This window comes from Paenibacillus sp. B1-35, assembly GCF_050474385.1.
GTDB classification, from domain to species: Bacteria; Bacillota; Bacilli; order Paenibacillales; family Paenibacillaceae; genus Paenibacillus_B; species Paenibacillus_B alvei.
Genome location: NZ_JBCHVJ010000005.1, coordinates 347923 through 361104, shown reverse-complemented (window position 1 = coordinate 361104; position 13182 = coordinate 347923). Strand labels below are relative to the sequence as shown.

At 47.0% G+C, this 13182-nt stretch carries 15 protein-coding genes; 8 read left to right on the top strand and 7 right to left on the bottom strand.

The genetic code is table 11. The features are described 5' to 3' along the window. Positions 1-3: 3 nt before the first annotated feature. The 3 genes from ACQ5BJ_RS18280 (at position 4) to ACQ5BJ_RS18270 (ending at position 2758) form a co-directional block, all read left to right on the top strand. On the top strand, positions 4-1221 hold the full coding sequence (locus ACQ5BJ_RS18280; protein WP_040735622.1) for a sensor histidine kinase: 1218 nt from the start codon (positions 4-6) through the stop codon (positions 1219-1221). A gap of 280 nt (positions 1222-1501) precedes the next feature. Further along, a complete protein-coding gene (locus tag ACQ5BJ_RS18275) occupies positions 1502-2260 on the top strand; it encodes a threonine/serine exporter family protein (protein WP_262866498.1) in 759 nt (252 codons plus the stop codon). A gap of 69 nt (positions 2261-2329) precedes the next feature. Beyond that, on the top strand, positions 2330-2758 hold the full coding sequence (locus tag ACQ5BJ_RS18270) for a threonine/serine exporter family protein (RefSeq protein WP_005545145.1): 429 nt from the start codon (positions 2330-2332) through the stop codon (positions 2756-2758). A 170-nt stretch (positions 2759-2928) separates the two neighbouring features. Here the strand turns inward: ACQ5BJ_RS18270 and ACQ5BJ_RS18265 are convergent, their stop codons facing one another. Next, on the bottom strand, positions 2929-4254 hold the full coding sequence (locus tag ACQ5BJ_RS18265; protein WP_430111832.1) for a PepSY-associated TM helix domain-containing protein: 1326 nt from the start codon (positions 4252-4254) through the stop codon (positions 2929-2931). A 246-nt stretch (positions 4255-4500) separates the two neighbouring features. Here ACQ5BJ_RS18265 and ACQ5BJ_RS18260 point away from each other — a divergent pair, with 246 nt between their 5' ends. Further along, entirely contained in the window at positions 4501-4887 is a 387-nt protein-coding gene (locus tag ACQ5BJ_RS18260; protein WP_262866497.1) for a DMT family transporter, read from the top strand. A 1-nt stretch (position 4888) separates the two neighbouring features. After that, positions 4889-5203: a DMT family transporter gene (locus ACQ5BJ_RS18255; protein WP_268620323.1), complete on the top strand. Its 315-nt coding sequence runs from the start codon at positions 4889-4891 to the stop codon at positions 5201-5203. A 109-nt stretch (positions 5204-5312) separates the two neighbouring features. On the opposite strand, the gene ACQ5BJ_RS18250 is transcribed toward ACQ5BJ_RS18255, so the two are convergent. After that, the gene (locus tag ACQ5BJ_RS18250) at positions 5313-6440 is read right to left on the bottom strand and encodes an ATP-binding protein (RefSeq protein ID WP_430111830.1); all 1128 of its coding nucleotides are present in this window, start codon (positions 6438-6440) and stop codon (positions 5313-5315) included. Positions 6441-6610: 170 nt separating this feature from the next. Between ACQ5BJ_RS18250 and ACQ5BJ_RS18245 the strand changes: the two genes are divergently transcribed. The 3 genes from ACQ5BJ_RS18245 to ACQ5BJ_RS18235 are packed head-to-tail and all read left to right on the top strand — an operon-like array spanning position 6611 to position 7685. After that, entirely contained in the window at positions 6611-6838 is a 228-nt protein-coding gene (locus tag ACQ5BJ_RS18245) for a spore coat associated protein CotJA (protein ID WP_306416454.1), read from the top strand. A 14-nt stretch (positions 6839-6852) separates the two neighbouring features. After that, positions 6853-7110, top strand: coding sequence for a spore coat protein CotJB (locus ACQ5BJ_RS18240; protein WP_005545135.1), 258 nt, complete (start codon positions 6853-6855; stop codon positions 7108-7110). Positions 7111-7121: 11 nt separating this feature from the next. Then, positions 7122-7685 (top strand): manganese catalase family protein, encoded by a 564-nt coding sequence (locus tag ACQ5BJ_RS18235; protein ID WP_430111828.1) that lies wholly within the window; start codon positions 7122-7124, stop codon positions 7683-7685. Positions 7686-7773: 88 nt separating this feature from the next. Here ACQ5BJ_RS18235 and ACQ5BJ_RS18230 read toward each other — a convergent pair whose 3' ends face one another. The 5 genes from ACQ5BJ_RS18230 to qoxB all read right to left on the bottom strand — a co-directional run bounded on the left by ACQ5BJ_RS18230 (position 7774) and on the right by qoxB (position 13178). Further along, complete coding sequence (locus ACQ5BJ_RS18230; RefSeq protein ID WP_430111826.1) at positions 7774-8910, bottom strand: copper amine oxidase N-terminal domain-containing protein; 1137 nt, start codon at positions 8908-8910, stop codon at positions 7774-7776. Positions 8911-9054: 144 nt separating this feature from the next. Then, positions 9055-10185: a copper amine oxidase N-terminal domain-containing protein gene (locus tag ACQ5BJ_RS18225; protein ID WP_268620326.1), complete on the bottom strand. Its 1131-nt coding sequence runs from the start codon at positions 10183-10185 to the stop codon at positions 9055-9057. Between the two features lie 167 nt (positions 10186-10352). Next, positions 10353-10640 carry a cytochrome aa3 quinol oxidase subunit IV gene (gene qoxD / locus ACQ5BJ_RS18220; RefSeq protein ID WP_005545125.1) on the bottom strand — a complete coding sequence of 96 codons (288 nt, stop codon included), beginning with the start codon at positions 10638-10640 and terminating at the stop codon, positions 10353-10355. 1 nt (position 10641) lies between these two features. Further along, entirely contained in the window at positions 10642-11238 is a 597-nt protein-coding gene (qoxC, locus tag ACQ5BJ_RS18215) for a cytochrome aa3 quinol oxidase subunit III (protein WP_005545123.1), read from the bottom strand. Then, positions 11235-13178, bottom strand: a complete 1944-nt coding sequence (gene qoxB / locus ACQ5BJ_RS18210; RefSeq protein WP_005545122.1) for a cytochrome aa3 quinol oxidase subunit I — start codon at positions 13176-13178, stop codon at positions 11235-11237. Before qoxB ends, qoxC begins: the two co-directional genes overlap by 4 nt. Positions 13179-13182 lie beyond the last annotated feature (4 nt).

Here is a 13182-nt window from a genome sequence, read left to right as displayed (position 1 = left end):
TTCATGACATCAAAATGGCTGAATTCGATTCGGTGGAAATTCCTGATTACGTTTATTGCCAGTATCGGTGCTACGGGTATTATTTTGCTGCTTGGGCAGCTGCTGGTTTCTTATTTGATGCAGCACAAGCCGTATAATATAGCATTGACATGGGTGATCAACAATATCGGCTCAAGGCCCGTCTATGTCATATCAGGATGCCTATTATTTATTTTTAGCTACTATCAACTGAGTCGTCCTATATTGAGTCAGATAACACAGATCTCAAATGGGCTTCAGGAGATGGCGAACGGAAATTTCGATGTGGAGATTCAGATCGATTCGTCGGACGAGCTAGGAGATATTGCACATCGAATTAATGATGTAGCGACTGAATTAGACAGCTACCTGCAAGAGATCACTCATGGGCTGGGCGAAATCGCCACGGGTGAGCTGCAGCATGAAATACCGGTAAGATCAGTTCAAATGCTGGGCAAAGTAGCGGAGAGCATTAACCGAATGAGTCGGCAGTTAAGCCAATCGATTGAGGAAGAACGGAAGGCGGAGAAAACAAAGAGCGATCTCATTACGGGGGTATCGCATGATTTGCGCACACCGCTAACATCTATACTCGGTTTCCTCGAGCTTATTGAGAAGGATCGTTATCATGACGAGGTGGAGATTCGCTATTATGTCAACATAGCCTATGAAAAAGCGCTCGACTTGAAAAAATTGATCGACGATCTGTTCGAGTATACACGCATTAATAATGGACTTCCGCTTCAAGTACAGGAACTGCATATTACGAGCTTTATCCGTCAATTAGTGGAAGAATTCGTACCGATTCTGGAAAAGGCAGGCTTGGAGTGCAGACTGAATGTAGAAAAGGAAACGCTCAAGGTTCTAGCAGACGGCGACAGGCTCGTTCGGGCTTACGAAAATTTATTGTCAAATGCGATTCAGTATGGTCGCAAGGGGCGATATATCGACATCGAGATCCAGTCGCTGGACGAACAGGCGGTCATTCGCATTATCAATTACGGCGACCCGATACCGGAGCGGGATTTACCATTCATCTTCGACCGATTCTATCGCGTGGAGCAATCCCGTTCCAAGGAGACAGGCGGAACAGGGTTAGGACTGGCGATTACGAAAAGTATTATCGAGGTTCATGGAGGGCAAATCGCGGCATACAGCAATCCGTATCAAACGACATTCGAAACGATACTGCCTGCTGTTTAGAAAGATCAATCGAGCGACGGGGCAATTCCTTCATTGCCTTCTGTCCAGATTCAACTTCAAGTAGATGCGGGAACGTTTACAGGGTGGGCGTTGGGGCTTGAGTACACTGCTTAGGCTCAACTGTATGGCAAGGCTCATTGAAGACTCAGTGAGCCTTTTTAAGATGCTGTTCATGGGTAAGGAGTTTAGCGAATATTTGCATGATCAGCAGGCATAGACTAAAGATTGTTCTGTCGGTTACAATATGGGAAATTCATGCCATTCACAGGAGAGACATCGGATGAGCGAACAGTCGAATGAAAGCTATGAAATTACGCAGCTATGCCTATTGGCAGGAAAAATCATGCTGCAAAGCGGAGGGGAAACGAATCGGGTAGAGGATACGATGATCCGTATCGCCGCTTCGTATGGGTTCGAGAACTGCCACAGCTTCGTGACGCCGACAGGCATTATTTTTGCGATCGACGGGTCAGCGCCAATTACCCGGTTGTACCGAATATCCGAGCGATCGACGGATTTGAAGAAGGTAACGCTCGTGAATGACATTTCGCGCAAAATAAGCAGCGGAACCTTGTCTTATGCAGAGGCCTATCGCTTGCTGAAAAAAATCGAAGTGTCTAATTTGGCTTATCCGGTATGGCTGCAGATTGCAGCAGCGATGCTCTCGAGCGGCTGTTTTACGATTATGTTTCGTGGCGGATGGCCGGAATTCGTACCTTCGTTGTTGGCAGGAGGACTAGGATTTTCACTCTTCCTGTATTTCCATCGTTTATCGCGCATTAAGTTTTTTTCTGAATTCCTCGCTTCCATTGTAGTCGGAACCGTGTCCTATTTCTGTGTTCGGTACGGTCTGGGTCGTGATCTGGATAAGGTCATTATCGGGTCGGTGATGCCGCTTGTTCCGGGGCTGCTTATTACCAATGCTGTGCGGGATTTGATGGCGGGTCACTTAGTATCCGGCATATCGAAGGGGGCGGAAGCATTTTTAACTGCCTTCGCGATTGGAGCAGGGGTTGCTTGTGTATTGTCCTTCGCCTAGGACGGTAATGGAGCAGATTCCGAATTCGTTGACCACTTTGGATGTAGAGCATGAGGGAGGCATTTTGTTATGATCGAGCAGCTCATTGTAAGCTTCATAGCATCCGCTGCATTCGGAATATTGTTCAACAGTCCGCCGAAGCTGATGCTTCAATGTGGGTTTGTCGGTATGGCAGGCTGGTTCGTATATATGATTTGCATAGATAATCAGATCGGTCCAATTCCAGCGAGCTTGGCTGCTTCATTCGTTATTGCCATGATGAGTCATCTATTTGCCAAGCTGTATCGCACTCCGATAATTGTATTCAATGTCGCGGGGGTTATTCCCCTCGTACCTGGCGGAATGGCATACGACGCAATGCGAAATATTGTAGAAGATCAGTATGATCAGGCGATTCAGCTTGCATTCAAGGCATCGATGATTTCCGGCGCAATTGCAATTGGCTTGATCTTCTCGGAAGTGCTGCATCAGGTGATGCGGAAGCGTGTGAAGGGATAAGGCGATGATGATCTGCGCACTCCCTTAAATTTTCTTTCTGAATTGTGTAGTACAAGAGGCAGCTAAGGAGATTTATAAAATATCGTAATTAGATTTGCTGTCCATAAAGGGATAGCAAAAAAAGGGGAGGGCCGAGGCCTGTCCCCTTTTCTATTTCAATACCCTTATAATTAACCAGTTACGGACTTCGCTGATTTCCCTCGGAACACTAGGAAACGTATCAGTTCAACGACTGCAATGACAATCAGCGACATACCGAGCAGCGGCATGAGCAGTCCGAGAATGACTAAAATGGCATAGAAGCCGATCATCGATTTCGTGTGCGGTTGTCTTGGTGGTGCTGCAAGTCTTCCGCGAGGTCTGCGCATCCACCACATTTTAACTCCCCAGTATACAATGGCAAGCAGTGCAACCACCGTCAGCAGGCATAGAATCTGGTTCGGCCAACCGAATAGATGCCCTTCATGCAAAGGAATTCCGTAGGTGAACCACTGGGCGAGAAGCCCGTAATCGCGGTAGTCAATCTTATGAATCTGTGTGCCGCTATATTGATCGAAGTAAGCTGTTATTTCCTCGCTAGGCTTGATGACATCCATTCCGGTAATGCCTGATCCTGCGGATTTAGATGCCGTGTAGACGTCTTTTTCATCTGCTGGCAGGCTCAAGACGAAAGGCTTGGTCATACCGTAATGATGGAGCATATGCTCGATATCGTCTGCAGAGAGTGGCAGGTAGCCGGATGAAGATTGCGGAGACTTCTCCTTTCTAGTAGCCCATGGCAGCTCCTTCGCTTCGGATTGCGGCGGGCTCACATAAAGCTGCGGATACCCGAGTGATTCGTTGCTTGCTGCCAGTTGATAGATCTGGTTGCCCATGAAACCAGACCAAGGCAGCCCTGTAACGATAAGAATTAGCAACGGTATGGTGAATATGATACCGATGACGGTATGCCTCGATTTCACCTTCTCACGCTTCGTTCCAGCTGCCGACGCCCTCTTTTTCCAACTCATATAGAGGCCAGAGATGATCAGAAATACTGCCCAACATGCCGCAAGCTCCACCGTATAGTTGACGACGGTTCCACCTACGAGCAATGAACTATGCAAATTTCGCATTATATTTCCGAAGCTGTCATCGGCAAGCATGCTCCCGACGATCTGCTTGTTGCGATCTACAAATACATATCTTTCTCGACCTGCTTCATCACGCATGGAGAATCTTGTGTTGCGCGATTCATCATCGAAATAACTGATTTTCGTCACGCGTTCTCCTGGGTACGCTTGCTCTGCAGCCGTAATCGCTTGACTCGTTGTTAACGTGTGGGTGTTGCTGCTCTGTCCAAAGTAGAGTGATTTGTATGCGACATCCTCAATTTCCGACTTGAACAGGTATCCAATTCCGCTAAGCGATAACATAATTAGCAAGGGGGCAATGAACAACCCCGCATAGAAATGCCACCGCCAAAACATATGGCTGAGTCTATTGTTTGCTTTCATACTATGATGTTCCTCCTCTAAAAACAGGGGCTAGGTTGCGATACTAAGTCATTGTATGTGGATGCAAAAAAACGGACAAGACTCGATCGGGCTATATTTCACTGTATTTATTGAAAATTTAGTTACTAAAATTCAAGATAATCGTAGTAGAGAACTATAAATAGGATAGTAAAAATTAGGAACTGACATTACAATGATTAGGTACAAAGGTGTGAAATACCATAACTAAGAGGGGAGAAGGTGGAAATGAATGAGAGACCTCCAATGCAGCCTCCAGGGTCGGAAGCTGCTGCTAAAAAAAGCAAGCGAATATCTGTCAATCGTGCTTGGCTGTACATCGTGTTAGGAGGATCCTTAGAGATCGTGTGGGCCAGCGGCTTCAAATACGAGCAAATTCCACCGCTTGTCGTTCTTGTAGCGCTGTTGCTCAGTTTCGATCTCATTATCCGTGCTGCTAAGGTCATACCGATCGGGACAACGTATGCTGTATTTGCAGGTATTGGGACAGTTGGAACGGTCGTGGTAGAAGCGGTTATGTCTCATGAGTTTAATCCGATCAAAATCGGAATCATTCTGCTGCTGCTGCTCTTTATTATCGGATTGAAGCTGACGAGCGGGAAGGAGGGGCATTGAGATGGCGTGGATAACATTAATCGCGGCTGGACTGCTTGAAGTCATTGGTGTCATCGGAATTAAACGGGTTGCTGAGAAGAACAATTGGCCGAATAACATTATGATGATTGCCGCCTTCTTCCTTAGCTTTAAATTGCTTATTGGTGCAATGCAGACAATACCGTTGTCCACCGCTTATGCCGTATGGACAGGTGTCGGGACGGTTGGTTCTGCATTGGTGGGGATGTTGATATACCAGGAGTCGAAGCGCCCATTTCGCCTGTTATGTATATTGGGGATCATTGGCTGCGTGGTCGGCTTGAAGCTGATCGATTAACCGGATCGCTGACAAGCAGCCTGACAGGGGGCCAAGATCCCTTTATAGACCGCGACAACATAAGATGTGTGATTGGATTCTTGGCCAGCCTCGTGCCTAAAGCGTGCAGCTATTCACGATGAATTCGAATGTTTAATTCGGGATGAGCTTCGTTAATTATGGTAACTTGTGCAGCTAGTATGTCGGTTTCGATTGCCAAGCGGAAAAGCTTATTGTCCGGCAGGAATGTGATGCTCGTACCTGTATCTCGAGTAATACCGATTGTCCGTAATCCTCCCTGCGGAATACCCTGCTTATAATCTTGGCGGAATACTCTTCCTTCACGGCGAATCTCCACGGAAAGCGTGGATGAGAGCGCATTGACGACCGCCATGCTAATCCCCTGTTCTCCTCCAGGAGCTGTGAACGAAGCGCTTCTTGAGAACCTTCCCATATCCGTTAGAACGGATTGTGCCTGTGTAACATCGTGACCGGGAAGCACGTTCACTGGGATGCCTCGGCCGTTGTCCGCAACGGTAACGCTTCTATCCTGATGTACAAACAGGTTCACTTCTGTACAATACCCCGCCTGGTGTTCTTGGATACAGTTCTCTAGGATAGCCTGTATCAATAGATGCGGGTCATATTCATCTTCAGGTGCCCCCAAGTACGTACCGGCATTGCTCCGTGCCTCTGCCATCTCCATGTAGTCGCTGGCGTCGTTCAAGTCGGCAGCGGCTGATAGGAGCAGCAGAAGCGGCATGATACGGTGCTTGGGAACGGAATAGGCTCCGCCCCGTTCTTCCTGAACGAGCAGATCAGCACCAAGCAAAGCCTTCGTGTGGTGATACAATTGACCAGTTGTCCCCATATGAAGCCGTTCTACAAGCTGCGGTCCAGTTTGCGGCCCTTGCAGTAGGGAGATCAGAATCTCAAGACGCTGTTTATGCCCGAGCGCGCCGAGTACCTTGGCGGCCTTATCACTGTCTAAGGTAAGCAATTGGCTTACTCGTCGTTGACAAGGAGGCAAATGGTAGAGTTCATTCGTGCTGTTGTAATAAGAACCTGAGTAATTCAATTCCCCGAGGTCTTCTCTGTCATAGCTTTGATGCACGGACTGTGTAAGGGGCATTTCGAATGCTCTCTGACCCGGCACAGCGCCGTCTGATGCGAGTCGTCTGACTAGCTGATGCACTTCTTCTAATTGAGCTTTCAGTACATCCAACTCAGCTTCCACGTTGCGTGAAGATACCATCATGCATCACTCCAAACAAATTATTGAAATACGTAATTACGTATTTAAGTGAATTATAAGATGGAATGTTTTTCTTGTCAAACCCATCGTGTATTACGTACGAAATAAAGGTTCAAAATGTGTGCGTATACGATTCCTTCTCGTATGCGGCTTAATAGAATAGAGTGAACGACATGAGAGAGGAGGTACCGTTCATGCGCTCGCAAATAAGACGTTATTTCCCGCATATTTCTCCACATGATCCCTGCATGCCTGTAAGAGTTAAAACATATGTCTTGCCTCCAAGCGTCCTTATCCCATTTCAACCATCCGGATTGCCTATGTTTCCCCTTTCTCGAGCAATGAGGTTGGGAACGCTGTGGCGGGATCTTTACAGTCCTTATCACAGAAGATCGATATAGAAGGGAGCTCTCGAATGGATCAGTCGGATTTTGATAAATTGCTCACGCAGCTGCAGGAAATCCAATTTGCATTGGTAGAACTGAACTTATATTTGGACAATCACCCTGACGATGCGGCAGCAATCAACCAATTCAATCAACTCGTGAAGCAGCGCAGGGAAGTGGCAAGGAAGTTCGAATGCAGATTCGGGCCCCTATTTAACTTTGGGCTAAGCAAATCACCGCGATGCCATTGGCAGTGGGTTGATCAGCCATGGCCGTGGCAAGTGTAAGGGGGATATAGATGTGGTTCTATGAAAAAGCCTTGCAATTTCCCGTACGGGTTAGCAAGTGTGACGTGAGAATGGCCAAATTTCTGTTTGAAGCCTATGGGGGGCCGAACGGGCCGCTGTCACAGGCGCTCTGTTATTTGAATCAACGATATACAATGCCTCCGCAAGTAATTGCCATTTTGAATGATATCGGTACAGAAGAGCTGGCACATTTGGAGATGATAGCGACGATGATATATAAGTTAACTAAAGATGCGACCGTTGAGCAGCTCGTGGAGGCGGGACTGGGCGGTTACTACGCTGAACACGGGCGGGATCTTTTTTATCAAAATGCGCAGGGAGTACTGTGGACAGCGTCCTATATTCAGGCAGTCGGCGATCCAATTGCCAACTTAAATGAGGATATTGCATTGGAAGAGAGGGGGCGCGCTATGTATCAATCCCTTATCGATTTAACGGACGATGAGGATCTTAAGGATGCGTTAAATTTCCTTCGGGAGCGGGAAATCGTACATTCTCTTCGTTTTCGTGAGGCAGTTGAAATATTGAAAGCAGGGGTTTCCCAGTGCGACTGAAGTCAATTGATGACCGAGATTCAGCGACAGCATAGCAGAGCCTTCAGGTCGACCCGGATGTGGGCAGTCCCGAAGGCTCTTTGCCGCATTACTTCAACTGATAAGTGTGGGAGTTTTCATTTCTATTGAAATAGAGTGTTTTGCCCTCTTTTTTCACGAAAGATAATCTATCCCCAGCGTAGTCTGAATCTCCGGTGGCCCCGTCTTTGATCATCGTGTCGATTATCTCTTTATCTTGTTCGCTCAAAAGTTCTTTGTAAAGAAGCACGGATTCTTTCGTTTTCGTATTTAACAACTGTAATGTACCCTTTTGGTATGGTCGAACAAGGAGATACCCGTCAATAGCTCCTTCAACGGTGAAATTATCTTCTTCGCCAAATAGATCCTTGGCCTGATAGGAAGCCTTTACGGTTCCCTTTGCATCGGCGAGCTTCAGGGTTTTTCCATCAATCATGACGATAAGATCGCCAGCTTTCTCGATACTTTCGTGGTTATGATGCCCCCAGTAACTAACCTTGGAGGATAATGCCAGTTTCTCCTTATGGACGATGGCTCTAAATACAACATCGTTGATGTGAGGCTCGCCATAATTGTCGTGAATTTGCAGGAGATAACTTTTGGCATCTAGTTTGGCCGCGGTAAACGTACTGATTTCTTTAATGTCCATACTTGTCTTCCCGACTGTTAAAGGCTTGCTGCCCGTACTCATGTACAGTGTGCCGTCTTTCTTATGGAACCAGAATGGAGTGCCCTGTACACTCGTATATAGGTATGGCGAAGTGTAATTGGCACTAACCGTGTTCGTCTTGGCGTTCCAAGTCAGCGGCACCTTTAGCACGGACGCGAACAGTTGAAGCGGCACATAGGTAACGCCTTGCTTGACGATAGGTGGAGCGTCGATCTTGATGCTCTTCCCGTTCACCATCGCCTTGGAATCATTAGACCGCAGTAAAATCTCTTGTCCCACGCCAAGCACTTGGATCGATTTGGTGTTAGGATTCCAGCTTGTGTGCAGAGAGAGAAGCGCTCCAAGATCTCGTAAGGGAACGTAAACTCTTCCTGAACGTTTCATAGGATCATGACTTAACGTTGCATCGATATTATTAATGGTGATTGAAATGCGGGGGCTTGAGCTAGCGTTTGCCTGGGGCTGAAGTATAGTGCCGGTAGCCGACAGCATAAGCGTGAAAGCAAGGAAAAACTTAAATGACTTCGTGTTTTTCATGTATTTCTCCTCCCAATTATGAGTATGCTTAATCCTTAGATGCTACTAGCACGGAAATGGTTTCAGGAGACTCCAAGTAAAGAGAGGACATCGATGTCGTATGACCTCAATATCCTCTCTGATTTGTACAACTAGTAACTGATATCATTGCAAACGGTACGTATAGGTGGTCGGATTCACGCCGGGGATTCGACGAGTAAAATAGAGCGCATCTCCCTCTTTCCTATCAAAGTAAAGACCGTCGCCGAGATGGTATAACCCATTGGCTATTGCTGAGTCGATCGATGCTTTTTCTTTGTCAGTCAGAAGCTGGTTATATAGAGCTATTAATTCTTTCGTCTTCCTATTGAAGAGATACAAAATGTTTTGTCTAGACGTTATAAGCAAGTAATTGTCGAAGGCTCCTACTACAGTAAACGTATCCTTTTCGCCGAATATCTCCTGTGCCTGATAGGAAGCCTCGACTGTCCCGTCCGACGCAACGAGCTTCAAGGTGCTGTCATCGATCATAACCCATAAGTCTCCGACTCTATCAATACTTCTAAGATTATTTCGGCTTCTCTTGTACTGGGCTAAGGACGAAATCGCCACTTTATGATGTTGAATGATCGCTTTATAGATAACATAGCCTGCAACAGAGTCATCTTCGATTTGCAGCATATAACTGTCATTACTGAGTCTGGACGCAGTTAATCTGCTGGTATCTGAGGTTTTCATGTTTATATGTTCGAGTAGGAAGGGCTTATTCCCTGTACTCATATACAGCTCACCCGTATTTTTGCGGAACCAAAATGCGGCACCTTTCTCTTTTGCGAATATAAAAGGCGTGTTATACGTAATATCCACGGTGTCCGTCCTGCTTTCCCAAGACATCGGTACATGTAAGACGGAAGAGAATAGCTGAAGCGGAACATACAGCGCGCCGTTATGCAAAATCGGGGATCCTTCGAGCTCTACAGTTTTTCCGTAGGTGTAGACTTGCGTTTCCCCTACCTTCATAATGGCCTCTTGACCGGGAACGAGTACCCGAATCGTATCATTGGAGCTATCTATCCAGGTAAAAAAGGACAGACGTTCTCCAAGTGAATACATAGGCACGTATATCCGTCCCGATTGAAGCATCGGTTTACCGTTGAATTCTGCCTTTGCATAGTTAATCCGGATGGTGATATCGGTATCTGGATCTGGGCCAATTGTGGGACGAAAGAGGAAGACGGCGGCTGTCAACAATACGGCTGCGGCTAAAACATAGTTCAACCACTTTAGAATCTTCAAAAATCTCCCTCCAAATATGTATGTATATCCTATATTACAGGACGAATCTGGAAAGGGGAAGTTTATAGGAAAAGACCAAACCGACATCAAATCGGTGAAATGAGTTGCTTAATAAAAAAGAGGCTATCCCAAGTCTTGCGACTTCAAGGATAGCCTCTTCGTTCTTCTTACAAGTAGCCCCAGATCATCGTGAACAGTGTACCGAACAATGTCACGAGAGCTACGAATAACGCGTACAGAATATTCGTATAGTTGGCTGTTTTCGTTGTCTTATCTTCATCGATATGCATGAACAGGAACAATTGCACGGCAGCCTGGATAGCTGCGCAGATGATCAAGATTGTAAGTCCTGTTGTGAATGACATATCCCATACAATGACGGCTAACGCAACAACAGAAAGGACGAGAGAGAAGACATAACCCATTACATGACGTATCGGGAATAGTTGTTTCATATCACATCATTCCTTTCAAGTATACGAAGCTGAAGATAAAGATCCATACCACATCAAGGAAGTGCCAGTACAGCGAGAAGATGAACGACTTGTTCGCTGTATCATGTGTAAATCCTTCACGCTTGATTTGCATCATCAATCCGGATCCCCACAGGAGACCCATTGTTACGTGCGCACCGTGTGTTCCAAGCAAGACGAACAAGCTGGACAGGAAGGCAGAAGTTTGCAACGTTGCACCTTCATGCACGTAAGTGACGAATTCAAAAATCTCAACACCCAGGAAGCCTAGGCCGAGCAGCAACGTGATTCCGAAGAAGACCATGGCTGGCTTCTTCAGTTTCAGGCGCATACTGTGTATTGCAAGTCCGCAAGTGAAGCTACTCGTTAAGAGCAGGAATGTCTCCAGCAATACAGGCTTAATCTCAAAGATTTCCTTGGCAGACGGGCCGTTGCCCGTGCGAGTCCACAACGTAAAGTAAACGGCGAACAAGGTCGCGAAGAGTACAATCTCCGCGCCGAGGAACAACCAGAAGCCGAAGATTCGGTTGCGGTTCTCCTCTGTCTGATATTCTAGCGGCAGCGTGTTATCGATCTTCATGCTCTATCACCCCGCAATTGTTGTTCCGTCTTGCTGATTTCCTTCACCGAGATATGGCGGCCATGATCCCGTTCAAAGGAACGCACTGCAAGCATAATCAGAATGAGGAAGCTTGTAATAATGGCAGGTGTCCACCACATAAATACCATAAAGAATCCCCAGAAGAAGAAGATAACACCGAGAATGAACGGCTGGCCGTTATTGTTCGGCATATGAATCTCTTCAAGCTCACCTTCGAACAATGGTTGCTTGTTCTTTTTCCAGAACCAGAAGGCATCAAGGCTCTTCACGTTTGGAACGATAGCAAAGTTGTATTCAGGCACCGGACTGTGCGTTGCCCATTCAAGCGAGCGTGCATCCCACGGATCGCTCGTTGTATCTCTTGGCTGGTAGCGGAAGCTCCAGTAAATGTTGTACACGAGAATCGCGAAACCGATAGCCAAACCGACAGAGCCGATTGTTGCAAGCAAGTTGAGCGGGCCGAAGCCTGTCTCTGCAGAGTACGTGTACATACGGCGTGTCATACCTTTCAGTCCCAAGAAGAACAATGGAAGGAATGTCACGTTGAAGAAGATAGCGATGAACCAGAAGCTGATCTTACCAAGACGCTCGTTCAGGCGGAAGCCGAACAATTTAGGGAACCAATAGTACATACCTGCGATAACCGCAAATACGGTACCTGGAATCAACACGTAGTGGAAGTGAGCAACCAAGAACATCGTATTGTGATACTGATAGTCAGCACTTGCCATCGCCAGCATAACGCCCGTTACGCCACCAATCGTGAAGATTGGAATGAAGGCTAAGGAGTACAGCATCGGTGTTGTGAACTGGATCTTACCCTTATGGAGGGTGAACAGCCAGTTAAATATCTTAACCCCGGTTGGAATCGAGATCGCCATCGTACTAACGGAGAAGAATCCGTTAACCATTGCGCCATGACCCATCGTGTAGAAGTGATGCGCCCACACGAGGAAGGACAAGAGCGAGATGGCAACCATACTGACAACCATCGATTTGTAACCGTACAAGTTCTTGCGAGAGAACGTTGAGATAATTTCACTATATATACCGAAGGCCGGCAAGATAACGATATATACCTCAGGATGTCCCCATACCCAGAACAGGTTGGCCCAGAGCATATCCATACCGCCGTTGGCCATCGAGAAGAACTGAGAGCCGAACATGCGGTCGAATGTCATAAGCGCAAGCGCTACAGTCAGTACAGGGAATGCGAACAAAATGATAACGTTCGTGATCAGAACCGACCACGTGAACATTGGCATTTTCATCAAAGTCATGCCTGGTGCGCGCATTCTCAAGATCGTAACGATGAAGTTGACACCTGTCATCAAAGTACCAAGACCTGCAATCTGCAAAGCGATCGCATAGAAGTTGTTCCCGATCTTCGGTGCGAGCTCAGGACCTGCAAGCGGGAAGTAAGAAGTCCAGCCTGCGTCCGGGGAGCCCCCGATAACGAACGAGATGTTGAACAGCATTGCTCCCCAGAAGAACAGCCAGAAGCTGACTGCGTTCAGGCGAGGGAATGCAACGTCGCGTGCCCCGATTTGGAGCGGAACGACTACGTTCATCAAGCCGATAATAAATGGCATTGCCATAAAGAGAATCATAATAACGCCGTGCGTTGTAAATACTTCATTATAGTGCTGGGCATCCAGGAACTTCATATCAGGCGCAGCCAGCTGCGTACGCATCATCAGAGCATCCATACCGCCGCGGAACAGCATGATCAAGGCACTCAAGATGTACATGATCCCGATTTTCTTATGGTCAACGGTTGTCAGCCATTCCCGCCACAGATAGCCCCACTTTTTGAAATAGGTCAAGCAGAAGATGATGGCTATCGTCACGAGCACGATGCTGGCCATAGCGCCATAAATCATCGGTTCGCCGGTAACGAAAAATTCGTCCCATTTCATAGTC

Excerpts from the sequence above, each read along its gene's own strand:
- ACQ5BJ_RS18280 (WP_040735622.1), top strand. The coding sequence starts at position 4 with ATGACATCAAAATGGCTGAATTCGATTCGGTGGAAATTCCTGATTACG.
- ACQ5BJ_RS18275 (WP_262866498.1), top strand. The coding sequence starts at position 1,502 with ATGAGCGAACAGTCGAATGAAAGCTATGAAATTACGCAGCTATGCCTA.
- ACQ5BJ_RS18270 (WP_005545145.1), top strand. The coding sequence starts at position 2,330 with ATGATCGAGCAGCTCATTGTAAGCTTCATAGCATCCGCTGCATTCGGA.
- ACQ5BJ_RS18265 (WP_430111832.1), bottom strand. The coding sequence starts at position 4,254 with ATGAAAGCAAACAATAGACTCAGCCATATGTTTTGGCGGTGGCATTTC.
- ACQ5BJ_RS18260 (WP_262866497.1), top strand. The coding sequence starts at position 4,501 with ATGAATGAGAGACCTCCAATGCAGCCTCCAGGGTCGGAAGCTGCTGCT.
- ACQ5BJ_RS18255 (WP_268620323.1), top strand. The coding sequence starts at position 4,889 with ATGGCGTGGATAACATTAATCGCGGCTGGACTGCTTGAAGTCATTGGT.
- ACQ5BJ_RS18250 (WP_430111830.1), bottom strand. The coding sequence starts at position 6,440 with ATGATGGTATCTTCACGCAACGTGGAAGCTGAGTTGGATGTACTGAAA.
- ACQ5BJ_RS18245 (WP_306416454.1), top strand. The coding sequence starts at position 6,611 with ATGAGAGAGGAGGTACCGTTCATGCGCTCGCAAATAAGACGTTATTTC.
- ACQ5BJ_RS18240 (WP_005545135.1), top strand. The coding sequence starts at position 6,853 with ATGGATCAGTCGGATTTTGATAAATTGCTCACGCAGCTGCAGGAAATC.
- ACQ5BJ_RS18235 (WP_430111828.1), top strand. The coding sequence starts at position 7,122 with ATGTGGTTCTATGAAAAAGCCTTGCAATTTCCCGTACGGGTTAGCAAG.
- ACQ5BJ_RS18230 (WP_430111826.1), bottom strand. The coding sequence starts at position 8,910 with ATGAAAAACACGAAGTCATTTAAGTTTTTCCTTGCTTTCACGCTTATG.
- qoxD (WP_005545125.1), bottom strand. The coding sequence starts at position 10,640 with ATGAAACAACTATTCCCGATACGTCATGTAATGGGTTATGTCTTCTCT.
- qoxC (WP_005545123.1), bottom strand. The coding sequence starts at position 11,238 with ATGAAGATCGATAACACGCTGCCGCTAGAATATCAGACAGAGGAGAAC.
- qoxB (WP_005545122.1), bottom strand. The coding sequence starts at position 13,178 with ATGAAATGGGACGAATTTTTCGTTACCGGCGAACCGATGATTTATGGC.